The organism is Polaribacter sp. P097, from assembly GCF_036864555.1.
Taxonomy (GTDB): Bacteria; Bacteroidota; Bacteroidia; order Flavobacteriales; family Flavobacteriaceae; genus Polaribacter.
On the sequence record NZ_JAZETJ010000002.1, the window covers coordinates 126,977 to 150,672 of the forward strand.

Sequence of the window (23,696 nt, forward strand, 5' to 3'; positions counted from 1 at the left end):
TAAATTTAATTTTCAACGCATGAAATTTTTCGTAGATACTGCTAATTTAGAGCAGATTAAAGAAGCACAAGCTTTAGGTGTTTTAGATGGTGTAACAACAAACCCATCATTAATGGCTAAAGAAGGTATTACTGGTCAAGATAATATCATTAATCATTACAAAGCAATTTGTGAATTAGTAGATGGAGATGTTTCTGCAGAGGTTATTTCTACAGATTTTGATGGTATGGTTAAAGAAGGTGAAGCTTTGGCAGCATTGAACCCTCAGATTGTAGTAAAATTACCTATGATAAAAGATGGTATTAAAGCTTGTAAATATTTCTCATCTAAAGGAATCAAAACAAATGTAACTTTAGTATTTTCAGCAGGTCAGGCATTATTGGCTGCAAAAGCTGGTGCAACTTATGTATCACCATTTATTGGTAGATTAGATGATATTTCTACAGATGGTTTAAATCTAATTGCAGAAATTAGAACTATTTATAACAATTATGGTTTTGAAACTGAAATTTTAGCTGCTTCTGTAAGACATACAATGCACGTTATTGATTGTGCTAAAATTGGTGCAGATGTTATGACAGGACCTTTAAGTGCTATTGAAGGTTTATTAAAGCACCCATTAACAGACATAGGTTTAGCTAAATTTTTAGCAGATTTTAATAAAGGAAACTAATTTCTTTTCAAATAGAATATTTAAAAAGCCAGCAATTAAATTCAATTTAGTTTCTGGCTTTTTTTTCTTTTAAATCTTTATCTCTTCGTAACTTTGCATTTAAATCACTAAAGATTTTTATGTACCCAAAAAAAGAACTTGCACAATTAGTTATAGCAGCTTGTCATCAATTTAATGTTGATACTGTTGTTATTTCTCCAGGTTCTAGAAATGCACCTTTAACTATTGGTTTTTCTAATCATCCAGAAATTGAAACGTTAAGTGTGGTAGATGAAAGGTGTGCTGCGTTTTTTGCGCTAGGTATTGCACAGCAAACTCAAAAACCGGTTGCAGTTTTATGTACTTCTGGTTCTGCATTACTAAATTATTACCCTGCAATTGCAGAAGCGTTTTATAGTAATATACCTTTAGTTGTTATTTCTGCTGATAGACCAAAACATCTTATAGATATTGGTGATGGACAAACAATTCGTCAGGAAAATGTGTTTGAAAATCACATTCTATTTTCTGCCAACTTGATTGAAAATCCAAAGTTTAAAACTAGGAACGCTCAATTAATAGGTGAGGCTTTACAATTGGCAAACTCAAACAAAGGTCCTGTTCATATTAATGTACCTTTTGATGAGCCATTGTATGATACTGTAAGCGATTTAGAAGATTTTCATTTTCCTCATATAAGTATGAGTTCTTTAGATAATTCTAATATCAATTATGATGAATTGGCTAAAATATGGAACAGTTCTGATAAGAAAATGTTAGTGATTGGTGTGAATTATCCAGATACTGAATTGCATAAATTAATGGATTTATATTCAGAAGATGATTCTGTTATTTTGTTAACTGAAACGACTTCTAATCTGCATCATTCTAAAGCCATAAACTCAATAGATCAACTTATTTTTTCTTTGGGAGAAGAAGAATTTAAAGAGTTGCAACCAGACATTCTTATTACGTTTGGTGGCATGATAGTTTCTAAAAGAATTAAACGTTTTCTAAGAGATTATCAGCCTAAACATCATTGGAATATTGATGAGAAAAAAGCAACCAATACTTTTTTCTGCTTGTCTGAATTTATACAAACAAAACCTGTAGATTTCTTTAGTAAATTTAATAGTATCATTTCTAAAAAACAGAGTGATTATCAACCAAAATGGTTGGCTATTAGAGATGAGAGAAGGCAAAAACATGCTGAATATTTAGCGACTATAGCACATTCTGATTTAAAAGTTTTTGAGCAAGTTTTAGAAAGTATCCCTAAAAATAGTCAGTTGCAATTTAGTAATAGTGCTATTATTAGATATGGGCAAATGTTTACTATTGACAGGACTTTAGAAGTATTTTGTAATAGAGGTACAAGTGGTATTGATGGTAGCACATCTACAGCTATTGGTGCAGCTTATGCCTGTAACAAACAAACTATTTTTATTACTGGAGATTTAAGTTTTTTCTATGATAGTAATGGTTTGTGGAATAAGAATATACCAACAAATTTTAGAATTATATTAGTGAATAATTCAGGAGGTGGAATTTTTAAAATTATTCCTGGCCCCAAAACTACAAACGCCACAAAATATTTCGAAACGCCTCATTGTTTAACAGCAGAGCATTTATGTAAAATGTATAATTTTGAGTACAGCAAAGCGTTTTCTACGATTTCTGTTCAAAAAGAATTAGAAAATTTTTATAAAGAATCAAATCAACCTAAAATTTTAGAAATCTTTACACCAAGTTTAGAGAATGATAAAGTTTTAAAAGAATACTTTAAATATATTAAATAATGGATTTACAAGAAGGAGATAAAGTGCAGTTAGTAATTGAAACTGAAACAGGTTTAGGTTATACAGTTTTAATTAATGAAGAGTTTGATGGTTTACTTTTTAGAAGTGAAGTTTTTCAGCCATTAGAAGAAAATATGGAGGTTACTGGCTACATTAAAAACATAAGAGAAGATGGTAAAATAGATGTTTCTTTACGTCCTCAAGGTTTTAGAAATGTAATTGATTCTGATGTAGAAAAAGTTTTACAAAAGTTAAAAGATAGTAGAGAAGGTTTTTTATTATTGACTGATAAAAGCTCTCCAGATTCCATACGTTTTCATATGAAAATGAGTAAAAAAGCATTTAAAAAAGCTGTAGGGAATCTTTATAAAAATAAATTAATAGTTATTAAAGAAGATAGGATAGAGCTTATAAATCAGTAATCAGAATACAGTTTAAAGTTGGCAGTTATTATTGAATAAAATTTGTACTGCCAACTTATATTATTGACCACCAAGTCTTAAAATATTTTCGTAATAAGCATCAGAATTAGGATCTGCAGGATCCATTTTTCCATATCCTATTTTATAATATTTTAGCGCTTTTTTAAACATTTTACCAGTTTCGTAATACCTGCCTATATAATACTCTCCTAAAGGCGATGAAGGAAAAAGCTTTAAGATCATTTTACCAAAGTCTCTTAACTTATCTCCATTTTCTTTTTCAATAATAATGTTTTCAATAGCATAAATATCTTTTTCTCTAATTCCTAAATTGGTTCCAAATAAAAATTCGATTTCTAAATACTTGTTTTCTAAATAATAAATGGCATCTTCAGGAGATAACTCTTTAATATTCTTTTCATATTCTTCTTTCGATATTGCAGAGTAAACCTCAAAAATCTTGGTTAATGCCCTTGGTATTGCTTCTCCCATTGCTGATACTGCACTCGGAGTTTCTATAACATCATTAACAACATTAAAGTTTTTAATTTCTAAACCAGATAAACCTTTTTGAACTTGATCTATTTTAACCTGTTTTTGGCTAGAAAAAGAGGTAGCATTATTAGTGTAAAAATAAAAAGTGTTGTCTTCTTTTTGATATTTTGGCAAGTTGTATCTCTGTAGTTCTTGCCCTATAAAATCAGAAAAACTAGGGTTTATACATACAAATGCATTAATAAAAGCTGTATTTTCTTTTAAATAATGTGTTACTAAATTTGCAGAATAGCCCTGACCTACAATACTTATAAAAGGCGATGTTCTATAGGTGCTTTCCATATAGAAAATCACTTCATCTCTTACAAATTCGTAAAAGTAGTTTGCAGTTGTAGATAATCTTCCAGAATTTCTGTCAAAAGAAATGTCTTGACTTCTTGTTTCATCCATAGAAATACCTACAATAATTTGTTGAGGAGCTTTGTCTTTCTTTGCAAAAAGTTTTGCATTACCAACATAAGTATCAAATAAGTATTCTTCATCAAAAACAATAGTTAAGGGGTAGTTTTTAATACTGTCTTGCTCATAAGTTGCAGGGATATAAATTCTTAAATTTCTAGTAGTTTCTAATATGTCAGATTCTAATTGCTTGGTAATTATGTTTTGAGAAAAACCAGAAAAGCAAAAAAGTAAAAATATAAGTGATAGTGATTTCTTAATCATAAGTTAGAATGTTTATTTTTGTAACCAACGAAGTTTTAACGGTAACAAGAACGTACAAAATACAAAAATATGATACAACCTGAATGGAAAGTTGCTAAAGAATATGAAGACATTACGTATAAAAAATGTAATGGTGTAGCAAGAATAGCATTTAACAGGCCAAATGTTAGAAACGCATTTAGACCAAAAACCACAAAAGAATTATATGATGCTTTCTATGATGCAGGTGAGGATACTTCTATTGGGGTAGTTTTACTTTCTGCAGAAGGACCAAGTACCAAAGATGGTGTGTATTCTTTTTGTTCTGGAGGAGATCAAAAAGCAAGAGGTCATCAAGGTTATGTGGGTGATGATGGGTATCACAGATTAAATATATTAGAAGTTCAACGTTTAATACGCTTTATGCCAAAGGCAGTTATTGCTGTTGTTCCTGGTTGGGCAGTTGGTGGTGGCCACAGTTTACATGTGGTTTGCGATTTAACTTTGGCTTCTAAAGAACACGCTATTTTTAAACAAACAGATGCAGATGTAACCTCTTTTGATGGTGGTTATGGTTCTGCGTATTTAGCCAAAATGGTAGGTCAGAAAAAAGCAAGAGAAATTTTCTTTTTAGGTAGAAATTATCCAGCACAAGAAGCTTATGAAATGGGAATGGTAAATGCAGTTATTCCACATGATGAGTTAGAAAGTACAGCTTATGAGTGGGCACAAGAAATTTTAGAGAAAAGTCCAACTTCTATTAAAATGTTAAAGTTTGCCATGAATTTAACAGACGATGGTATGGTTGGTCAGCAAGTATTTGCGGGTGAAGCTACTCGTTTAGCTTATATGACAGATGAAGCAAAAGAGGGTAGAGATGCGTTTTTAGAAAAGCGTAAGCCAAACTTTCCTAAAAAATGGATTCCATAGTTCAATCCTAATTCAATACAATGAAATCACAAGTCGTAACTTTTTTAATTCAGTGTCCAGATCAAAAAGGTTTGGTAGCTAAAATTACCAGTTTCTTTTTTGAGAAAGGATTCAATATTCTAAGTTGTCAGCAATATGTAAATGCTTTAGAGAATACCTATTTTATGCGAATTCGCCTAAACTCTGAGGGTTCAGATATTTCTAAATCTTCTTTAGAAAAAGACTTTTTAGATCTTGCAACTCCTTTAGATTTTAAATGGTCTGTTAATTATGGAGATGAAGTGCAAAATGTAGCTATAATGGTTTCACATACAAGTCATAATTTATACGATTTGTTAGAAAGATCTAGAGAAGGTGGTTTAAATTGTAACGTAAAATTAGTTATAAGCAACCACGATAAATTGAGGTATGTTGCAGATATGTTTGGTATACCTTATTATCATTTACCAATATCGAAAGATACAAAGCTGCAACAAGAAGCACAGGTAAGAGAATTATTAGAAGAGAATAATATCGACTTAATTGTTATGGCTAGGTATATGCAAGTGCTATCTTCTGGTTTCATTAACGATTATGAGGGTAAAATCATAAATATTCATCATTCTTCATTACCAGCATTTCAAGGAGCAAATCCTTATGAGAGAGCCTATCAAAGAGGTGTTAAACTAATTGGAGCAACAGCTCATTATGCCACAGAAGATTTAGATAAAGGGCCAATTATAGATCAAGATGTAAAACATGTAAATCATGAAAGTACCACCAAAACTCTTAAAAGAATTGGTGCAGATACAGAAAAGCTAGTATTGGCAAGAGCAGTAAAATATCATTTAAATAATCAAATTATAGTTTCAGGAAACAGAGCAATTGTATTTCCAGAAACAGGAGAATAATTCAATTATGAAAATAATTTGTATTGGGCGCAATTACGCAAAACATATAGAGGAGTTAGAAAATGAAAAACCAGAAAATCCTGTTGTATTTTTAAAACCTGATTCTGCTATTTTACCAAGAAAAAATCCATTTTTTATTCCACCATTTTCTGATGACGTACATTATGAAGTAGAGGTATTAGTAAAAATTAATAAAGTTGGTAAGCATATAGATGCCAAGTTTTCTCATAAATATTATGATGAAATTGGGCTAGGTATAGATTTTACTGCAAGAGATGTACAGGCAAAATGTAAAGAAAAAGGCTTGCCTTGGGAAAAAGCAAAAGCTTTTGATGGCAGTGCAGTAATAGGTGAGTTTTATCCAAAAGAAAATTTTAACATAAATGATTTAAATTTTCAATTGGTTAAAAATGATGAAATAGTACAAAATGGAAATACAGCTGCTATGTTGTGGAAAGTAGATGAATTAATTGCCTATGTTTCTCAGTACTTCACGTTAAAAAAAGGGGATATAATTTTTACAGGAACACCTGCAGGCGTAGGAAAAGTTGTAGAAAACGATAACCTAAAAGGGGTTATAGAAGGTAAAGAATCTTTTAATATTAGAGTAAAATAACAGTTTGATAAATTTTATTTTTCAAATATTTGTCTGTATTTTAATGGGCATATGTTTTGTTTTTCTAGCAAAAAGATATCAGAAAAATAATGTAATCTATTTTTGTCTTGGTTTTGTAATAAGTTTATTAATAAGAATAATTTACCTAGTATTATATGGTTTATTTACTGATTTTAAAGTAGACCAAAATCTTGATTATCACAGAAATTTATCAATAGTTTTAAGTATCATAATTAGTATAATATGTTTTAGGTTGATGAAGTTGTTTTTAGAAAAAAAGAGCAAAGCCAACTTAGAAATAGATGAAATAGGAGCGCAATGAAAGCAGAGATAATTACTATAGGAGATGAAATTTTAATTGGGCAAATCGTTGATACCAATTCTCAGTGGATAGGAACAGAATTAAATAAGATTGGTGTATCTGTGCATCAAATATCTTCCATTCAAGATGATAAAGAACATATTTTAGCAGCTTTAAAAGAAGCTGAGCAAAGAGTAGATATTGTAATTCTTACAGGTGGCTTAGGGCCAACAAAAGATGATATTACAAAACATACTATAGCTTCTTATTTTGATGATCATTTAGAACTGAATAATGATGTTGTAACACATATAAAGGAGTTATTTCAGAAATATAAAATTCCTTTTGGTGAATCTAATCGATTACAGGGAATGTTACCTACTAAAGCAAGTGTTCTAAAAAACTTATATGGCACAGCACCTGGAATGTGGTTTTACGAAAACAATACAGTATTTGTTTCTTTACCTGGTGTACCAAATGAAATGAAAGGTTTAATGAAGTATGAAGTGTTGCCTAAAATTCAAAAACAATTTAAACTACCTTTTATTGTCCACAAAACAATTATGACTTATGGCCAAGGAGAAAGTGTGGTTGCAGAACGAATTGAAGAGTTTGAAAATAATTTACCATCTTTTGTGAAATTGGCTTACCTACCTAATTATGGTAGAGTTCGTTTACGCTTAACTGCTAAAGGTGATGATAAATCAACCTTAGAAAAGGCTATTGATGAACAAATAGAAAAATTGTATACATTAATTCCAGATATTATAAGTGGTTTTGATGAAGGAGGAAAGCTAGAAGATAAAATAGGAACACTTTTAAAAAACTCGAATAAAACTTTAGCAACAGCAGAAAGTTTAACAGGTGGTAAAATTGCAGCAACTATAGTTTCTGTGGCAGGTTCTTCTGCCTATTTTAAAGGTAGTATTGTAGCATACTCTGCAGAGTTGAAGCAAAGTCTATTAAATGTATCAAAAGCAACAATAGAAAGTAATACAGTTGTAAGTAAAGAGGTAGCCAAAGAAATGGTAGTTGGAGTACAAGAAAAACTAAAAACAGACTATGCAATTGCTGTTACTGGTAATGCAGGCCCAACCACAGATCATAATGATAAAAGTGTAGGTGTAGTTTTTATTGCAATAGCTTCAGGAAAAGAAGTATTGGTAGAAGAGTTTAATTTTGGAAAACCTAGAGGAAGGGTTATTGATAAAACTGTAAATAAAGCATTAGAAATGCTGCAAAAAGAAATATTAAAAAATTAGCAAAATTGTTTTGTTCAGAATTAGATTTATTTGTAGATTTGCACCTCGTTTAGAGATAACACTATAAAACTGTCTAAGAAGATGTCTAGAGTTTGTGAATTAACAGGAAAAAAAGCAATGGTTGGAAACAATGTTTCTAAAGCATTAAATAGAACTAAAAGAACATTTGACGCTAATTTAATGACCAAGCGTTTTTATATTCCAGAAGAAGATAAATGGGTAACTTTAAAAGTATCTGCGTCTGCTTTAAAAAATATTAACAAGAAAGGAATTTCTGCAGTTATCAAAGAAGCAAGAGCTAACGGGTTTTTAACAAAATAATTAGGTTCTAGCTAATAAAATTATACAGAGATGGCAAAAAAAGGAAACAGAGTTCAAGTAATTTTAGAGTGCACAGAGCACAAAGCATCTGGTCAAGCAGGTACTTCTAGATACATTACTACAAAGAACAAAAAGAACACTCCAGATAGATTAGAGATTAAGAAATTTAATCCTATCTTAAAGAAAATGACTGTTCACAAAGAAATTAAGTAATTCTAAACAATCTAGAACTCAGAATAGAGCACATAGATTAAAAACATTTTAACATGGCAAAGAAATCAGTAGCATCGTTACAAACAGGATCAAAAAGATTAAGTAAAGCAATAAAAATGGTAAAGTCTCCAAAAACAGGAGCTTACATGTTTGTTGAAGCAATTATGGATCCTTCAGAAGTTGATAAATTTTTAGCAAAAAAATAATCAACTTATATATAATTTAGAAACTACTTTTTAGAAATAGAAAGTAGTTTTTTTTATGCCTTATAATTACGTATTTTTATACACTGTATTTTGTGTATGATTGTGAATCAAATATTTGAAACAGTCTATTCAGCAATTACAGCAACAATAAATTAGATATCAGCATTTTTTAATTCTTGATATTTAAATCAATAAAAGATATGAGTTTTTTTAAAAATATATTTTCAAAAGAGAAAAAAGAAACTTTAGACAAAGGTTTAGAAAAAACTAAAGAAAGTTTCTTTGGTAAACTATCTAAAGCTGTTGCTGGTAAATCTAAAGTAGATGATGATGTTTTAGATAATTTAGAAGAGGTTTTAGTAGCTTCTGATGTTGGTGTAAATACCACTTTAAAAGTTATTGACAGAATCGAAGCTAGAGTTGCTAAAGATAAGTATGTAGGTACAGATGAGTTAAATGCAATTCTTCGTGAAGAAATAGCAGGCTTGCTTTCTGAAACGAACATTGGTAACGAAACCGATTTTACCATACCTGAAATACCTAAAAAAGAGGGTAAGAAAATGCCTTATGTTTTAATGGTAGTGGGTGTAAATGGTGTAGGTAAAACCACGACTATTGGTAAATTGGCAAGTCAATTTAAAAAACAAGGTTTAAAAGTCGTTTTAGGTGCTGCAGATACTTTTAGAGCAGCAGCTATAGATCAATTACAAGTGTGGGCAGACAGAACAGATGTGCCAATAATTCGTCAAGAAATGGGTTCAGATCCTGCATCTGTAGCATTTGATACTTTAGCATCTGCAGTTAAACAAGATGCAGATGTTGTTATTATTGATACTGCAGGTCGTTTACACAATAAAGTAAATTTAATGAACGAGTTAACAAAGATAAAACGTGTGATGCAGAAGGTAGTTTCTGATGCACCTCATGATGTTTTATTGGTTTTAGATGGTTCTACAGGGCAAAATGCATTTGAGCAAGCCAAACAATTTACTAAAGCTACAGAAGTTACAAGCTTAGCAGTTACCAAATTAGATGGTACAGCAAAAGGTGGAGTTGTTATTGGTATATCAGACCAATTTCAGATTCCTGTAAAATATATTGGAGTAGGCGAAGGTATAGATGATTTACAAGTTTTTAATAAAGTAGAGTTTGTAGATTCTTTCTTTAAATAAAAGCTTACTTCTTAAAATTATAAAGGCACCTTTTATGTTTTTCATAAAAGGTGTTTTTTGTTTCTTATATTTGACTATAAATTTACTGTAATGAAAAAATCACTTATATTTCTATTTGCTTCACTGGTTTTAATCTCTTGTAAGAATCAGGAAAAAGAAGCTGAGTTTCAATTTAAAAAGTATGATGAAACTGCTGCTTTAGAGGCTCAGCAAAATCATAAAAATGGCCGAATGAAATTTAAACTTTTTCAATCTAAAGTTTTAGATATGAATGAAGTTTATAAACCATTCCAGTCAGAATTAAAGAAGTTTTCTGATGAAGAATATAATAATTTGAAACCTCTTATTTTGGAGAAAGATATTCCCACTTTACAACGTCATGTAAAAGATGGTACTTTATCTTATGAAAAATTAACATTGTTTTATTTATATAGAATTAGAAAGTTCGAAAGTGATTCTACCTTGTCTTTAAATTCAATTATAGCTTTAAATCCTAATGTATTAAAAGAGGCTAGAGAAAAGGATGCAAATAAATCGAACGTTTCAGAATTTTCTATGTATGGAATGCCTATTTTATTAAAGGATAATATTAATACAAAAGAAATGCCTACCACTGCTGGTGCATTGGCTTTGCGAAGAAATTATACGAAAAGTGATGCTTTTATAGTTGAAAAACTAAGAGCTAATGGAGCCCTTATTTTAGGAAAAGTAAATTTAAGTGAATGGGCTTATTTCTTTTGTTCTGGGTGTCCTTTAGGTTATTCAGCCATTGGTGGTCAAACCCTAAATCCTTATGGAAGAGCTGAATTTGAAACTGGAGGAAGTTCTTCTGGAAGTGGAGTAGCTGTAGCCGCAAATTTTGCTGTAGCAGCTGTGGGTACAGAAACGTCAGGATCTATTACATCACCTTCAAGTCAGAATTCTGTAGTAGGTTTAAAACCTACCATTGGTGTTTTGAGTAGAACAGGAATTGTGCCTATTTCTAGCACTTTAGATACGCCTGGACCAATGACTAAGAATGTAATTGATAATGCCATCTTTATGAATGCAATGAGAGGCTTTGATCAAAATGATAGCAAATCCAAAGAAATTGATGAAGAGTATGTTCAAAACGGATTTCGAAATAGTTTTAAGGGTAAAAGAATTGGTGTTTTTAAACCATTATTATCAGATTCAATTTATGCTTTAAATATTGAGAAAATGAGAAAAGTAGGTGTGGAAATAGTAGAAATTACGCCACCTGAAATTTCATTTAACGGATTTGTGACTTTATTGAATATTGATATGAAGTATGATTTACCTAAATATTTATCAGAAAATGCAGATAAATCATTATTCATTAAAAATGTAAAAGATGTAATTGAGTTTAATAAAAAAGATTCTTTATTAAGAGCTCCTTATGGGCAGCAACTTTTTGAGGGTATAGAAAGAGATGTAACTACAATTGCAGAATTAGAAGTTATTAAAGAAAAATTAAAGACAGAAGCAAATAAGTATTTACAGGCCTTAGAGAGTGAGGATTTAGATGCTATTTTATCTATTAACAATTATCATTCAGGTATTGCAGCTGTTTCATTTCATCCTACTTTAACTGTTCCTATGGGGTATAAAACTTCTGGAGAACCAATAAGTTTAACCTTTGTGGGTAAACCTTTTGAGGAAAGAAATTTATTAGAATTAGGCTATGCTTTTGAGCAATTAACGAAAGCTAGAAAAATGCCTAAAAACTATCAATAGAAAGAATATCAATCATTTAAAAAGTACTATTTTTGCACTCGCTTAAATAAAAACGGAATGCGTACAAAAACCATCAAGAAAAATAAAATTAACGTAGTTACTTTAGGATGTTCTAAAAACGTTTACGATAGTGAAGTTTTAATGGGACAATTAAAAGCCAATGGTAAAAACGTGGTTCATGAAGATGTAAATGATGATGGAAACATTGTGGTTATTAATACTTGTGGATTTATTGGTAAGGCAAAAGAAGAATCTATAGATACTATTTTGCATTATGCAAAAAGAAAAGAGGCTGGTGAAGTGGATAAAGTCTTTGTTTCTGGTTGTTTAAGTGAACGATATAAGCCAGATTTAGAAGCGGAAATTCCGAATGTAGATCAATATTTTGGTACTCATGATTTACCCAATTTATTAAAGGTTTTAGAAGCAGATTATAAGCATGAGTTAATTGGTGAACGTTTAACAACTACTCCAAAACATTATGCCTATTTAAAAATAGCAGAAGGTTGTGATAGGCCTTGCTCTTTTTGTGCAATTCCTTTAATGCGTGGCAAACATAGATCTACTCCAATTGAAGATTTAGTTACTGAAGCTACTAAGTTAGCAGAAAAAGGAATTAAAGAAATTATGCTTATAGCACAAGATTTAACTTATTATGGTTTAGATATCTATAAAAAACGTGCATTAGCTGAATTGTTAGAAGCCCTTGTAAAAGTAGATGGTATAGAATGGATTAGAATGCATTATGCTTTCCCTACAGGTTTTCCTATGGATGTTTTAGAGGTTATGAAACGTGAGCCTAAAGTGTGTAACTATCTAGATATACCTTTACAACACATCAATACAGAGTTGTTAAAATCTATGAAAAGGGGTACAACTCATGAAAAAACAACGGCTTTAATCTACAAATTTAGAGAAGCAGTTCCAGAAATGGCAATCAGAACTACCCTTATTGTAGGTTATCCTGGTGAAACTGAAGAAATGTTCCAAGAGTTAAAAGATTGGGTAGAAGAAATGCGTTTTGAAAGACTGGGTGCATTTGAGTATTCGCATGAAGAAAATACTGGTGCTTATGTATTGGAAGATGATGTTCCTGCAGAAGTAAAGTTTAAAAGAGTAAATGAAATTATGGAAGTTCAATCTCAAATTTCGTGGGAATTGAATCAACAAAAGGTAGGCAAAACATTTAGATGTTTGTTTGATAGAAAAGATGGAGAATATTTTTACGGACGTACAGAGTCTGATTCACCTGATGTAGATAATGATGTTTTGGTAGATGCTAGAGAGCATTATATTAAAATTGGTGAATTTATAGATGTAGAAATTTATGAAGCAGGAGATTATGATTTGTATGGAACACCTGTTAAGAAGCAAGAAAAGCCACAACCTTTGCATCAAAAAAGAACAAAATAATCAGCACAAAAAAACCACTCAAATTAAGAGTGGTTTTTTTATTTATTTTAATTGATCTGAATTTAAGAGAAAAACGGCGTTTGCTAAGAATAACTTTCCATTATCCCAAAAAGACCTAAATAAAGGGTTGTCAACCATATATACAAAACTTCCCCTACCTTTTTCATCTACTCCAAATAAAAGTGATTCTGGTACATTTTTTAAGGCTTTTTTACCTGCAAAACCAGAAACATTTATGGCATTTTTATCAAAATAACCAACATTAACGCCAGAATTTAAATAGTTGTAGGTACTACCACTTAATTTTAAAGAAAAGTATTCACTGTTGTAACCAAACCCTAAAGGATGCGTAGTGTCTATGGTACTTTTAAAGATTGCTCCAGTAATTAAATTTTCTACATTATTTCTTTCTTGAGTTGCATAAGGCAATAGATTATTGTCTTTTTTATCTTCAAGTTTTTTTCTGGTTAAGCTAAATCCTTTTTTATCAGCAAAACTATTTAATGCACTTCCTATTGCTATAACTGTACCTCCAGATCTGGCAAAAGAAGTTAATTTATCTAAAGTAGATTTATTTAAAATACTACTATAATATCCATTAGGAAGTATAATAACGTCGTAATTCGAGAAATCTGTTCTTCCAAAATAATCTGAATCAATAATGGTTAATGGGTATTTTAACTCTGTTTCGAAAAAGTGCCAAATCTCACCAAAGCTTAATGAAGATGTGCCTTCACCAGAAAGCAAAGCAACTTTTTGTTTATTGATTGGTTTCACAGAGTAAGAGCCAAAATCTACTCCAGCATCAGAGAAACCTGTTGAGGTTGATGTAATTTCTCTTTTATGTTTAAAGGCTATTTTTACTAGCTTAACTAAAAAATCAGGACTTTTATTATCATTTTTTAAAACGATTATTGTTCCTCTTTCAAACGATTTACCATTTGTTGTAAATTGTTTTTCAGAAAAACGAGGTACAATATTATGTTGTAATAAATCGGCTAAAAAAGTAGCGTCATTTAAGCTATTCCATTTAAAAATAAAGGCATAAGCATTTTTATCAATAGTAGCATTAAATATCAGATCATTTTCATTGTAACGAGTAGCGGTAATTTTCGATTTTGATGCAATGGCGTTAAAACCATGAGCATAAGGTAATGACCAAGCAGTAATATCGTAAGTTAAAGAATCTACCAACTTTGCTGAAGGTTCAAAAAGTACATTAACCATTTTCCCTTTTGGTTGATCTGTATGGATTACCAAATCATTATTAGAAGCATTAAATTTAGCTTCTTTCTGTGTTGCAAAGTCATACCCTTTTACAGTACCTCCTTTAGCAGTTTCATAACTAATTTCGTGCTTATCTAATAGTAATTTTAAGCGATTAATTTTATCTTGATTTTCATTCTTAATTAAAAAGCTTTTATACTTTACATTATCATTATTAAAGTATTTTTTAAACTCAACATTTAATTTTTCGGCATTTTTAGATGCTATTTCAACAGTAGATAATCCTGTCGTTTTATGATGAATTGCTCTGTCTTTTAGAGTTAATACTTCACCTTCATCTGTCTCAATACCTAAACCAGCTCTTCCATGACCAGCTTGTTCATATGTCATACCAATTGCACCCATAAAAGTAGGGTAGGTATCTCCATAACTTGGATATAACAAATCAAAGCTCTCTTTTGTAAAATATAACCAGCCTTCTTTATCAAAATATTTAGCATGATTTTTTCCTATTTGGGTTTGAAAATCACGCTGCCAGTCTGTAATAATTTCATGAAATGGTTCAGCAGCAGGTGCAAAATAATAAGGATTATTTATACCTTGTTCATGAAAATCTACATGAATATGAGGCATCCATTTATTATAAATTTTAATTCTTTGCTGACTTTCTACTTGTGTAGCCCAAGCCCAATCTCTATTTAAATCAAATAAATAATGATTTGGTCTTCCTCCAGGCCATGGTTCATGGTGTTCTTTGGCATCTTGCCCAATATCAAAAGGAGTACTTTTTACTTGATTGTACCAATTTACATAACGATCTCTTCCATCAGGATTTATACAAGGATCTATAATAACAACAGTGTTTTCTAGCCATTCTTTCTTATTTGTTACTAAATCAAAAAGTGTTAACATAGAAGCTTCAGTACTTGAAGCCTCATTTCCATGCACGTTATAACTCAGCCAAACAATAGCTTTATCATTAGTACTAGTATTACTGTTTTTGGTTTGAGATAAATTTTGTTTTCTAATCGTTTCTAAATTATTGATGTTTTCTTGAGATGAGATATAGGTAACATACAACTCTCTATGTTCATTGGTTTCACCATATTTTTCTAATTTAACATTTGACAATGTGTTACTTACATATTTAAAGTAATCTACAACTTGATGATGTCTTGTAAATCTACTACCAATTTCATAACCTAAATATTCTGCTGGAGATTTTACTGATTGTGCAAAAACTGAAATTGATGAGATTAAAAATAAAAAGAAAAACGCCTTAATTTTCATGAATTTAAATTTGAATTTCTCCAAATGTAAGCAATATAATTTACTAATTATAGTGACCTTTTCCTGATGAAGTTAAAAATATGTTAGAGCGTTTTACAATTTTTAACATCGCTTAAAATAGTTGTATTTTTATCGAAAATTTAACCAAACTATATGATTTCTATTTTAGATTCTGAGTGTTGCAATAAAAGGCGTTATTAATTATGAAAGTAACACACATTCCTTTTCAAGAAACTGGTTTTTTTTCAGAAATAATGCATCATTATTTAGAGCAAAATGAAAATCTTAAACCATTTTATAATAATTTTCCTGATTTAGAAGGATTTAGAAAACAATTAGTAGAAAAAGAAAACTCATTCCCAGTAGAAAATAGAAAGGTTTTAGCTTCAGCATTAACTGAACAATATGACAAGTTTCAGGTTTCTGAAGAAACGAAATCCAATATAGAATTACTAATAGAGGAGAACACCTTTACAATAACCACAGGTCACCAATTAAACCTATTTACAGGACCTTTATATTTCTTATATAAAATATTTTCAACCATAAACTTATGTGAACAGCTATCTAAAGAATTTCCTGATAATAATTTTGTTCCTATTTATTGGATGGCCACAGAAGACCATGATTTTGATGAAATTAATTATTTTAATTTTGATGGTAAAAAAGTAGCTTGGAATAGAAAAGATGGTGGAGCAGTAGGTAGATTCTCTACAGAAGGTTTAAAAGAAGTTTTTGATGTTTTTTCTGAGCATTTAGGTAATTCTAAAAATGCCATTTATTTAAAAAGTTTATTTACGAAAGGATATTTAGAACATAATAATTTAGCTGATGCCACTCGTTTTATAGCTAATGAAATTTTTAAAGCTTATGGTTTGGTTATTGTTGATGGAGATGATGCAAAGCTAAAAACTTTATTTGCCCCATTTGTAAAGCAAGAGTTGCAACAAGAATCATCTTTTAAAGCCGTTTCTAAATCAATTTATGAATTAGAAAAAAATTATAAAATTCAAGTTAATCCTAGAGAATTAAATCTGTTTTATTTAGGGCAAGGTTTTAGAGAGCGCATTATTTTTGAAGATGAACTTTATAAGGTACTTAACACAGAATACTCTTTTACAAAAGAGGAAATTTTGTTGGAGGTAGAGAAAAATCCGTTAGCATTTTCTCCTAACGTAATTATGAGACCTTTATATCAAGAAGTAATTTTACCCAATCTATGTTATATTGGTGGAGGAGGAGAATTGGCTTATTGGCTAGAGCTAAAAGGGTATTTTAATGAAGTACATGTACCTTTTCCAATTTTATTATTAAGAAATTCTGTGCAGGTTATTTCGGAAAAACAAGCTGGTAAATTAGAAAAATTGAATATTTCTAAAAAGGAAATTTTCTCTAATCAGTTTGATTTAATATCAAAAAAAGTAGTAGCAAATACAGATATTGAAACTGATTTCTCTAATAAAATTGAATTTTTAAAAAATCAATTTAAAGATTTAAAAGAAGTTGCCATAAAAACGGATGTTACTTTTTTAAATGCCGTAAATGCTCAGGAAAGAAAGCAAATTAAAGGTTTAGAAAACCTTGAGAAACGTCTACTCAGAGCAGAAAAACGCAGACAGAAAGATTTGGTAGATAGAATTACGCTATTGCAAAATGAAATATTACCAAACGAATCTTTAGAAGAGCGACAACGAAACTTTTCGAACTATTATTTAGAATTTGGGTCTAGATTTTTAAACATATTAAAAGAGGAATTAAACCCTTTGCAATTAGAATTTACAATCTTAGAAATTTAATGAAAAATAAAGGGCTTCATCCAGAAAATAGATTTAATAAAGGATATGATTTTGATGTTTTGGTAAAACAAAATCCAATTTTGGAAGAATTTATTATTACCAATAAATACAATTCAATAACTATCGATTTTTCAAATCCACAGGCTGTAAAAGAACTCAACAAAGCTTTGTTGTTTACTTATAAAAACATCTCTGTTTGGGATTTTCCAGATGAAAATTTATGTCCTCCAATACCTGGAAGATTGGATTATATTCATCATTTAAACGAATTGTTGGGCAATGAAAAGAATATCAAGATTTTAGATATTGGTACTGGTGCAACCTGTATTTATCCTTTAATAGGAGTTGCAGAATACAACTGGAGTTTTGTTGCTACAGATATAGATTTAGATGCTTTAGATACTGCTCAAGATAATATTGATGATAATAATTTTACTGATAACATAGAATTACGTCAACAATTTAAAGAAGAACATATTCTTAAAGATATTTTAGAAGATGATGATTTCTTTTCAGCAACCATGTGTAATCCTCCATTCTACAAATCTGCAGAAGAAGCTCAAGGAGCTAACAAACGAAAAAGTAGAAATTTAGGAAATAACGCTGTTCGTAATTTTTCTGGTAATAATAACGAACTTTGGTATGTTGGAGGTGAAAAAGCATTTTTACATACCTATTTATATGAAAGTTCTTTGCAACCCAAAAAGAGCAAATGGTTTACAAGTTTGGTTTCTAAAAAAGAAAATGTAGAAAGTTTAAAAGCTTCCTCTAAAAAATTAGGAGTTACAGAATTTAAAACAATACCAATGCAACAAGGAAATAAGGTTACACGAATTGTCTGTTGGAGATTTTAATGATAAACGATATCGTTAATTTTATATTTCTTGCAAATAAAGTGTAAAATTACATACACTAGCATATGCACAAACAGTAAGCACAAAAATGCATACAAAGGCACACCAAGTATTTGATAAGGCCAATAATAGGTCCAAACCCCTAAATAAATAGTAACTATTTCACCAAAAGCAGGTAAAATTAAAGCTAAAATTATTGCCAAAATAATTTTATTTTTCTGTGTTTGATCTTCTAAAAGTGGAATTAAATTTCGTTCTAATTTGTACAAGAAATGAAAGGCCAGCATCCATGCAAAGGGCACCCATAAAGGTATAGCTTTAGTAACCACATGATATTCCCAATAACCATTTGCAACACCCCAAGTTTCGCCTACAATACCTCCAAAACCAGTTAAAAGCATACCAATTAGTAATAACCAATTTTTATTTTGTTTTGGTAATACTATTTCTATATAGATATTATGAATAATTTTTAAAATTAAAATACACGCAATTAATTCATCGTATTTTTTGAGTACACCTATAAAAACTCCTGCTATTATTAGCTTAAGAAACGACTTTAGAAACTCTTTAGTAAATTTTTCAGTATTAAGAATCAATGTTTAGGTTTTGCGTAAAAGTACCAATCTTAAATAAAATATGACTTTTGAAAACTCATTTTTTTTGTTTAATTAAGAATTGGCTTTTCAATTCATTTTTTTGCACTATATTTTAAATCGATTAATTAACCAAAAATCATGGGTAAAAAAAAGCCATTTAAAATTTTAATTGTTGCATTAATTTTGTTTGTAATTTTTAAGGTTTTAGATAATTATGCTGCAAAAAAAGTTGCCTTTTATTTAAAGTCTGAAGGTGTTTCGTATGCTGATTTAGATATTAGTTTTCTTAGTGGAAATCTAGAATTAGCAGAAGTATTTTATGCAAAAGATAGCTTAACAATTTCTGCTGAAAATATTAGCATCGAAGACCTATCTTACTATCAATATTTCAGTAAAAAAGAAATTCATTTTAATGGTTTTAAAATTTCGAACGCTAAAATTGTTGGTAAATTAATTGAAAACGAAGTAGATACAGTTCAAGTAGATTCTACAAACAATAAAGAACTATCATTTTTAAATATTGATAACATTTCTCTCGAAAATATTGAGGTAGCTATTGAGAAAAAAAATAATTATCCTCTTAAAATTCAATCGTTAGATGTTTCTTTAGATGATTTTGCATTAGATTTAAATTCATCAAAAAAAATACCATTTACTATAGAAAATATAACTTCTGAAATTAATCATTTTGAAACTACATTATCTGAAGTTCAAGATTTTTCAATTGGTAAAATTTCAATCACTAATAATGATTTGGTTATTGATAGCTTATTTGTAAAACCTACCAAGACTAGAAAAGAATACATTTATTTTGTAGAGAAAGAGCAAGAGTTATTAAATTTATTTACAAAAAAAATAAAGTTTTCAAACTTTAGTATAGAAGAGCAAGATTCCTTGTTTTTAGGTGTAGATGAAATTGTAATTGATGAAACTAATTTTGATCTGTACTTAGATGCTACAGTTCTGCAACATTCTAGAAAACATAAAAATTTGTATAGCAAAAGTCTTAGACAATTACCTTTAAAGTTAGATGTAAAAACGTTACAAATTAATAACTCTAAGTTAGTTTATGAAGAATTAACCAAGAAAGAAAATAAAGCTGGAATCCTTGTTTTTAATGATTTAGAGGCAAATATTACCAACATTAACAATTCTTATTTTAAAGAAGAGAAAATGACTGTAGCTGAAATTAAAACTAGTTTTATGAAAGATTCTCCTTTAAATATTAAATGGACTTTTGATATAAATAATAAAGAAGATGATTTTAGGTTGAATGGTAGTTTATTTAATTTAAAGTCTGAAGATATGAGTTCTTTTTTATTACCAACTATGAATGTAAAAGTAGATGGTGCCATACATAAAATGTATTTTGATATAGAAGGGAATAATTATATTTCTAATGGTAAAATGCAAATGGATTTTGAAGATCTTAAATTAAGAATCTTAGATCAAGAAAAGCATAAAAAGAAAGTTTTAAGCTGGCTGGTAAACTTATTTGTTAAAGATGAATCTAGGAGAGGATTGGCTGATGCAGAAATAAAAGAAGTAAAGAGAGACCAAACAAAATCTTTTTGGAATTACTTTTGGCTTAATATAGAAAATGGTTTAAAAAATTCATTGATATAAAAAAAACCGAAGTTTAAAACTTCGGTTTTTCTATTCTAAAATTCAAATCTTATAGATTAGGAATTTTTAATTCTTGACCTGGATGAATTAAATCAGCACTTTTTAATTGGTCTGTATTTGCTTCAAAGAGTACAGTGTACTTTGATGCATTACCATAATAATGTTTTGCTATTTTCCCTAACGTTTCTCCTTTTTCTACAGTATGATATGCATATACAGATTTGTCATCCACCTTAATATCTGCCATTAAATCGCTTGGGTTGTCACCTCCAACAGATTTTATTTCATCCCAAATTAGGTCTTTTTCAAATTGTGTATGAGCAGTCCCCCAAATTTTTAATTTTCCATCTTCTTCTTTAACATCTCCATTTTTGATGTTTAATTTTTCTCCTAAATCTAATACACTTTGGTATTTTGCTTTCATATTCATTTTATTTTAGTTAATTCTTAACTATTATCTAATAGTTCTTTCTTCGTCTGTATAGTAACCTTGTTGTGTTAAATCACCATCAACTTCTCCTGCTAGTTTTTCTTTTCTTCTTCTTAAATAGATTTCTTCATAGTCTTGTGTGTAATGAGGAGAGGTAACCACATTTAAGTCAAACTTAATAGTGGTAAATACATCTTTTTCTGTATTGGCTAAAATCGTTACGTAAAATTCTACATAGCCTATATTCTTAGCACTGTCATAATCTAAAACAATAAATCCAAAATCATCTTTACCAATAGAAGTTTTAGGGAAATCTATGTCTATACATCCACAAGAGGCTTGTACATCATATAAAATTAGTGGCTCATTTCCTCTATTATAAAACTTGTAGGTAGCTGTAATTTCTGAACCACGTAAAATAGGATAATAATGACGTTCAGGATCTATAATCTCCATTTTTGTTTTACGAACGTTTTCTATATCTGGTTTTCTTAATTCACAAGAAATTGAGGTTATTGCTATAAATAGAAGTAAAATAAATTTTCTCATCATTGTAAATTTAATCTTTTTTAATTAAAAATAATTTCATCACATGCTAATGCATTCTTACCTTCTATAGTGCTTTTAGTGATTTTAACAATAAAAGTATCTGGCAAATCTTTTCTATCAAAAGATGTTGGCAAATCTATAGTAACCTCTTTTGTGTCTAATTTAATATCATCTAGAGGCAATCTTAATCTTTTTATGATTTTCATTTTTTCATCCATTATTTCAATAGAACTAGGAAAAAAAATGTTGTGTTTAATATCTTGTAAAAACGTAAACGTTATTTTTTCTGATTTTTGTATGGTTTCTTTCTCTATTTTAAGAGTTAAATTATCTATAGATGCAATATGCCAATTTGTATTGTAATCTTTTAACCCAAATGCACCATCGTTTAACGCTTTTGTGTTTGTGTAATCTTCATCCATCTTAGAAATTACTTCAAAAGGCTTTTTATAGAAGTAATTTTTCTTTTTATGATTTCTGTAGATGGTTTTTCTCCAACTATCTATATAATCTTTTAGTTGATAACCTACTTCATTATACGTATCTAGTTTTGCAGATTTGCTATAGGCAGTTAAATGATCTAATAAAATTGCAGCATCATTTTTTACAATGATTTCATTTTTATCATTAAGATTAGCAAAGCCATATTGACCAAACCCATAATCTCTCATAATTTCTAACTTTAAAAAAGTTAAAGCTGTTGCAATTTGGAGATAGTCTTTATCAAATTTATTTGCTTGTGTATGTGTATCAAACTCATCGTAAAAAGCAAAGAAAACTTTTGGGTCTAAATACTTTTTAGCGGTTTCATGAATTCCACTATAAATAGATAATTCTTTATTACTTAAATAAAAAGCTTCAGTTATAAAGTTGTAATAGTTACCTAGAACTTCTGCTAGTTTTTTCGAATACTTGGCATTAAAATAAGAGGTTACTTCTTGGTCTATATCTAAATTGGGATTCCAAAGTAATTTGGCTAAAACAGATGCTTTTAATTTTTCAAATGTGCTGTAGTTATACTCACTACCATGTAAGAAAACACCATTAACTCCTAGTTTGTTGTACAACTTTAAATTTTCTTGTGTAACTTTTAAAGTAGGATAGATATCAAAGTAATTGTCAAAATTTACGGTATAATCCCAAATGTATACGTTTTGAAGGTAATTTCTCCATTTTTTGATGTCTTCCTCAAACTGATCGAAATATTTACTTTTTTCTATGGGAATACCTTTTTGAATACTTATTGTACTATAAAATAGGCCAGTATTTGGTTCTGGCTTAAATTTGGGTACATTTTTTACAGTAACATAAGCAGTTGTAAAAAAAGTTGCTTTTCTATTACTTTGTGCTAGTTTATTCATAAAACTAAAAACGGCAGGTGCAGCATCTTTAGCTGTATTACCAACTGCTGTACAAGTACTACATGTACAAACTAAACTGTTGTCATTTGGTAAAATCATGAATTTATTCAATGCATGATCACTATCATAAATACGTTTTACACTTTCTTTGGTAAACTTTAAAAGACTATCACTAGTAAAACAAAACTGACTTTCAACACGTTTTTTACCTACTTTGGCATAAGCTGTTTCAGGTAAATCGTAATCTTTTAAAATTTTAGGCAAGTTATGACCCCAAATACCCCATTCTAATTCTAAGTAATTTGTTTTGTACCAATTTCTAAAATCAGGATTAAAATTAGGAGAATAGTAAGGCTCACGATATGCGAATGTAGGAGAGGAACAATGATTGAAAACTTCAGGAATTTCGATATCTGAAGTTAACTGATAATCTTCTAAAGAATTTTCTAAAATTTCATAATTCAAGTTGGTGTATCTTTTAAAGAAATCACTAATTCCATAAAGTAAGTTTTGAGCTGTAGTGCCTTGTATTGTAATGTTACTGTCTCTTTTGTAAACACAGAAAGCATCTCTTTGAGTAGGGTTAACTCTTAATAAAATATAATTACTGTTTTTATTTAAACTATTACTCCTTTCAATTTGTAAAGCTTGGCCAGTAATTTTTTTAAACTTTGCATTAAAATCATTGGCAGCATTACTCACCAAAATATCAGCAGCAAGTGGAATGCTAATTTTAGGAGCAATATTATGTTGTTTAGAGTACAAAGTAACTTTGTTTTGCGCACATGATATAAAGCTTAAAAAACATAAGGTTAAGAAGATGTATTTTTTAA

General features: G+C 29.5%; 22 protein-coding genes. 16 read left to right on the forward strand and 6 right to left on the reverse strand.

The annotated features are described in order from the left end of the window. Positions 1 to 19: 19 nt before the first annotated feature. The 3 genes from fsa (at position 20) to V7R38_RS07850 (ending at position 2,873) form a co-directional block, all read left to right on the forward strand. The gene (fsa, locus tag V7R38_RS07840) at positions 20 to 673 is read left to right on the forward strand and encodes a fructose-6-phosphate aldolase (RefSeq protein WP_015480575.1); all 654 of its coding nucleotides are present in this window, start codon (positions 20 to 22) and stop codon (positions 671 to 673) included. A gap of 119 nt (positions 674 to 792) precedes the next feature. Further along, positions 793 to 2,451 (forward strand): 2-succinyl-5-enolpyruvyl-6-hydroxy-3-cyclohexene-1-carboxylic-acid synthase, encoded by a 1,659-nt coding sequence (menD, locus tag V7R38_RS07845; RefSeq protein ID WP_334057335.1) that lies wholly within the window; start codon positions 793 to 795, stop codon positions 2,449 to 2,451. Next, complete coding sequence (locus V7R38_RS07850; protein ID WP_015480573.1) at positions 2,451 to 2,873, forward strand: hypothetical protein; 423 nt, start codon at positions 2,451 to 2,453, stop codon at positions 2,871 to 2,873. Before menD ends, V7R38_RS07850 begins: the two co-directional genes overlap by 1 nt. 60 nt (positions 2,874 to 2,933) lie before the next feature. Here the strand turns inward: V7R38_RS07850 and V7R38_RS07855 are convergent, their stop codons facing one another. After that, positions 2,934 to 4,091 carry an alpha/beta hydrolase-fold protein gene (locus V7R38_RS07855; RefSeq protein ID WP_334057337.1) on the reverse strand — a complete coding sequence of 386 codons (1,158 nt, stop codon included), beginning with the start codon at positions 4,089 to 4,091 and terminating at the stop codon, positions 2,934 to 2,936. A gap of 69 nt (positions 4,092 to 4,160) precedes the next feature. Between V7R38_RS07855 and V7R38_RS07860 the strand changes: the two genes are divergently transcribed. From V7R38_RS07860 to rimO, 10 genes are all read left to right on the forward strand, one after another. Continuing rightward, positions 4,161 to 5,000, forward strand: coding sequence for a 1,4-dihydroxy-2-naphthoyl-CoA synthase (locus V7R38_RS07860; RefSeq protein WP_334057339.1), 840 nt, complete (start codon positions 4,161 to 4,163; stop codon positions 4,998 to 5,000). A 20-nt stretch (positions 5,001 to 5,020) separates the two neighbouring features. Further along, complete coding sequence (gene purU, locus V7R38_RS07865) at positions 5,021 to 5,890, forward strand: formyltetrahydrofolate deformylase (RefSeq protein ID WP_015480570.1); 870 nt, start codon at positions 5,021 to 5,023, stop codon at positions 5,888 to 5,890. A gap of 7 nt (positions 5,891 to 5,897) precedes the next feature. After that, on the forward strand, positions 5,898 to 6,506 hold the full coding sequence (locus V7R38_RS07870) for a fumarylacetoacetate hydrolase family protein (protein ID WP_015480569.1): 609 nt from the start codon (positions 5,898 to 5,900) through the stop codon (positions 6,504 to 6,506). Between the two features lie 318 nt (positions 6,507 to 6,824). Then, positions 6,825 to 8,069: a competence/damage-inducible protein A gene (locus V7R38_RS07875; RefSeq protein WP_015480567.1), complete on the forward strand. Its 1,245-nt coding sequence runs from the start codon at positions 6,825 to 6,827 to the stop codon at positions 8,067 to 8,069. 81 nt (positions 8,070 to 8,150) lie between these two features. Beyond that, a complete protein-coding gene (gene rpmB / locus V7R38_RS07880) occupies positions 8,151 to 8,390 on the forward strand; it encodes a 50S ribosomal protein L28 (RefSeq protein WP_015480566.1) in 240 nt (79 codons plus the stop codon). Between the two features lie 30 nt (positions 8,391 to 8,420). Next, positions 8,421 to 8,603 (forward strand): 50S ribosomal protein L33, encoded by a 183-nt coding sequence (gene rpmG / locus V7R38_RS07885; RefSeq protein ID WP_015480565.1) that lies wholly within the window; start codon positions 8,421 to 8,423, stop codon positions 8,601 to 8,603. Positions 8,604 to 8,656: 53 nt separating this feature from the next. Next, complete coding sequence (locus tag V7R38_RS07890; protein ID WP_015480564.1) at positions 8,657 to 8,809, forward strand: DUF4295 domain-containing protein; 153 nt, start codon at positions 8,657 to 8,659, stop codon at positions 8,807 to 8,809. Between the two features lie 200 nt (positions 8,810 to 9,009). Further along, positions 9,010 to 9,981 carry a signal recognition particle-docking protein FtsY gene (gene ftsY / locus V7R38_RS07895; RefSeq protein WP_334057345.1) on the forward strand — a complete coding sequence of 324 codons (972 nt, stop codon included), beginning with the start codon at positions 9,010 to 9,012 and terminating at the stop codon, positions 9,979 to 9,981. A gap of 90 nt (positions 9,982 to 10,071) precedes the next feature. Continuing rightward, positions 10,072 to 11,718, forward strand: a complete 1,647-nt coding sequence (locus V7R38_RS07900) for an amidase family protein (protein ID WP_334057347.1) — start codon at positions 10,072 to 10,074, stop codon at positions 11,716 to 11,718. Positions 11,719 to 11,775: 57 nt separating this feature from the next. Next, complete coding sequence (gene rimO / locus V7R38_RS07905; protein WP_334057348.1) at positions 11,776 to 13,131, forward strand: 30S ribosomal protein S12 methylthiotransferase RimO; 1,356 nt, start codon at positions 11,776 to 11,778, stop codon at positions 13,129 to 13,131. 42 nt (positions 13,132 to 13,173) lie between these two features. On the opposite strand, the gene V7R38_RS07910 is transcribed toward rimO, so the two are convergent. Then, positions 13,174 to 15,648 carry a M14 family metallopeptidase gene (locus tag V7R38_RS07910; protein ID WP_334057350.1) on the reverse strand — a complete coding sequence of 825 codons (2,475 nt, stop codon included), beginning with the start codon at positions 15,646 to 15,648 and terminating at the stop codon, positions 13,174 to 13,176. A 203-nt stretch (positions 15,649 to 15,851) separates the two neighbouring features. Between V7R38_RS07910 and bshC the strand changes: the two genes are divergently transcribed. Further along, positions 15,852 to 17,444, forward strand: a complete 1,593-nt coding sequence (gene bshC, locus V7R38_RS07915; protein WP_334057352.1) for a bacillithiol biosynthesis cysteine-adding enzyme BshC — start codon at positions 15,852 to 15,854, stop codon at positions 17,442 to 17,444. Then, a complete protein-coding gene (rlmF, locus tag V7R38_RS07920; protein WP_334057354.1) occupies positions 17,444 to 18,298 on the forward strand; it encodes a 23S rRNA (adenine(1618)-N(6))-methyltransferase RlmF in 855 nt (284 codons plus the stop codon). The genes bshC and rlmF overlap by 1 nt, the downstream gene beginning before the upstream one ends. On the opposite strand, the gene V7R38_RS07925 is transcribed toward rlmF, so the two are convergent. Further along, a complete protein-coding gene (locus tag V7R38_RS07925; protein WP_334057356.1) occupies positions 18,295 to 18,897 on the reverse strand; it encodes a hypothetical protein in 603 nt (200 codons plus the stop codon). The two genes, rlmF and V7R38_RS07925, sit on opposite strands and share 4 nt — an antisense overlap. A 138-nt stretch (positions 18,898 to 19,035) precedes the next feature. Here V7R38_RS07925 and V7R38_RS07930 point away from each other — a divergent pair, with 138 nt between their 5' ends. After that, on the forward strand, positions 19,036 to 20,523 hold the full coding sequence (locus V7R38_RS07930; RefSeq protein ID WP_334057358.1) for a hypothetical protein: 1,488 nt from the start codon (positions 19,036 to 19,038) through the stop codon (positions 20,521 to 20,523). Positions 20,524 to 20,572: 49 nt separating this feature from the next. On the opposite strand, the gene V7R38_RS07935 is transcribed toward V7R38_RS07930, so the two are convergent. Genes V7R38_RS07935 through V7R38_RS07945 form a run of 3 tightly spaced genes read right to left on the reverse strand, consistent with a single transcriptional unit; the run spans position 20,573 to position 23,628 of the window. Continuing rightward, positions 20,573 to 20,953, reverse strand: coding sequence for a LysM peptidoglycan-binding domain-containing protein (locus V7R38_RS07935; RefSeq protein WP_334057359.1), 381 nt, complete (start codon positions 20,951 to 20,953; stop codon positions 20,573 to 20,575). A gap of 24 nt (positions 20,954 to 20,977) precedes the next feature. Next, the gene (locus V7R38_RS07940) at positions 20,978 to 21,502 is read right to left on the reverse strand and encodes a DUF1573 domain-containing protein (RefSeq protein ID WP_334057361.1); all 525 of its coding nucleotides are present in this window, start codon (positions 21,500 to 21,502) and stop codon (positions 20,978 to 20,980) included. Positions 21,503 to 21,522: 20 nt separating this feature from the next. Next, a complete protein-coding gene (locus V7R38_RS07945) occupies positions 21,523 to 23,628 on the reverse strand; it encodes a DUF4838 domain-containing protein (protein WP_334057363.1) in 2,106 nt (701 codons plus the stop codon). Positions 23,629 to 23,696 lie beyond the last annotated feature (68 nt).

Bases quoted from the DNA above. Each gene is read 5' to 3' on its own strand.
- rimO (WP_334057348.1), top strand. From the start codon at position 11,776: ATGCGTACAAAAACCATCAAGAAAAATAAAATTAACGTAGTTACTTTA.
- V7R38_RS07935 (WP_334057359.1), bottom strand. From the start codon at position 20,953: ATGAATATGAAAGCAAAATACCAAAGTGTATTAGATTTAGGAGAAAAA.
- V7R38_RS07890 (WP_015480564.1), top strand. From the start codon at position 8,657: ATGGCAAAGAAATCAGTAGCATCGTTACAAACAGGATCAAAAAGATTA.
- rlmF (WP_334057354.1), top strand. From the start codon at position 17,444: ATGAAAAATAAAGGGCTTCATCCAGAAAATAGATTTAATAAAGGATAT.
- V7R38_RS07850 (WP_015480573.1), top strand. From the start codon at position 2,451: ATGGATTTACAAGAAGGAGATAAAGTGCAGTTAGTAATTGAAACTGAA.
- purU (WP_015480570.1), top strand. From the start codon at position 5,021: ATGAAATCACAAGTCGTAACTTTTTTAATTCAGTGTCCAGATCAAAAA.
- V7R38_RS07940 (WP_334057361.1), bottom strand. From the start codon at position 21,502: ATGAGAAAATTTATTTTACTTCTATTTATAGCAATAACCTCAATTTCT.
- V7R38_RS07930 (WP_334057358.1), top strand. From the start codon at position 19,036: ATGGGTAAAAAAAAGCCATTTAAAATTTTAATTGTTGCATTAATTTTG.
- rpmB (WP_015480566.1), top strand. From the start codon at position 8,151: ATGTCTAGAGTTTGTGAATTAACAGGAAAAAAAGCAATGGTTGGAAAC.
- V7R38_RS07855 (WP_334057337.1), bottom strand. From the start codon at position 4,091: ATGATTAAGAAATCACTATCACTTATATTTTTACTTTTTTGCTTTTCT.
- bshC (WP_334057352.1), top strand. From the start codon at position 15,852: ATGAAAGTAACACACATTCCTTTTCAAGAAACTGGTTTTTTTTCAGAA.
- V7R38_RS07875 (WP_015480567.1), top strand. From the start codon at position 6,825: ATGAAAGCAGAGATAATTACTATAGGAGATGAAATTTTAATTGGGCAA.
- menD (WP_334057335.1), top strand. From the start codon at position 793: ATGTACCCAAAAAAAGAACTTGCACAATTAGTTATAGCAGCTTGTCAT.
- ftsY (WP_334057345.1), top strand. From the start codon at position 9,010: ATGAGTTTTTTTAAAAATATATTTTCAAAAGAGAAAAAAGAAACTTTA.
- V7R38_RS07900 (WP_334057347.1), top strand. From the start codon at position 10,072: ATGAAAAAATCACTTATATTTCTATTTGCTTCACTGGTTTTAATCTCT.
- fsa (WP_015480575.1), top strand. From the start codon at position 20: ATGAAATTTTTCGTAGATACTGCTAATTTAGAGCAGATTAAAGAAGCA.
- V7R38_RS07860 (WP_334057339.1), top strand. From the start codon at position 4,161: ATGATACAACCTGAATGGAAAGTTGCTAAAGAATATGAAGACATTACG.
- rpmG (WP_015480565.1), top strand. From the start codon at position 8,421: ATGGCAAAAAAAGGAAACAGAGTTCAAGTAATTTTAGAGTGCACAGAG.
- V7R38_RS07910 (WP_334057350.1), bottom strand. From the start codon at position 15,648: ATGAAAATTAAGGCGTTTTTCTTTTTATTTTTAATCTCATCAATTTCA.
- V7R38_RS07870 (WP_015480569.1), top strand. From the start codon at position 5,898: ATGAAAATAATTTGTATTGGGCGCAATTACGCAAAACATATAGAGGAG.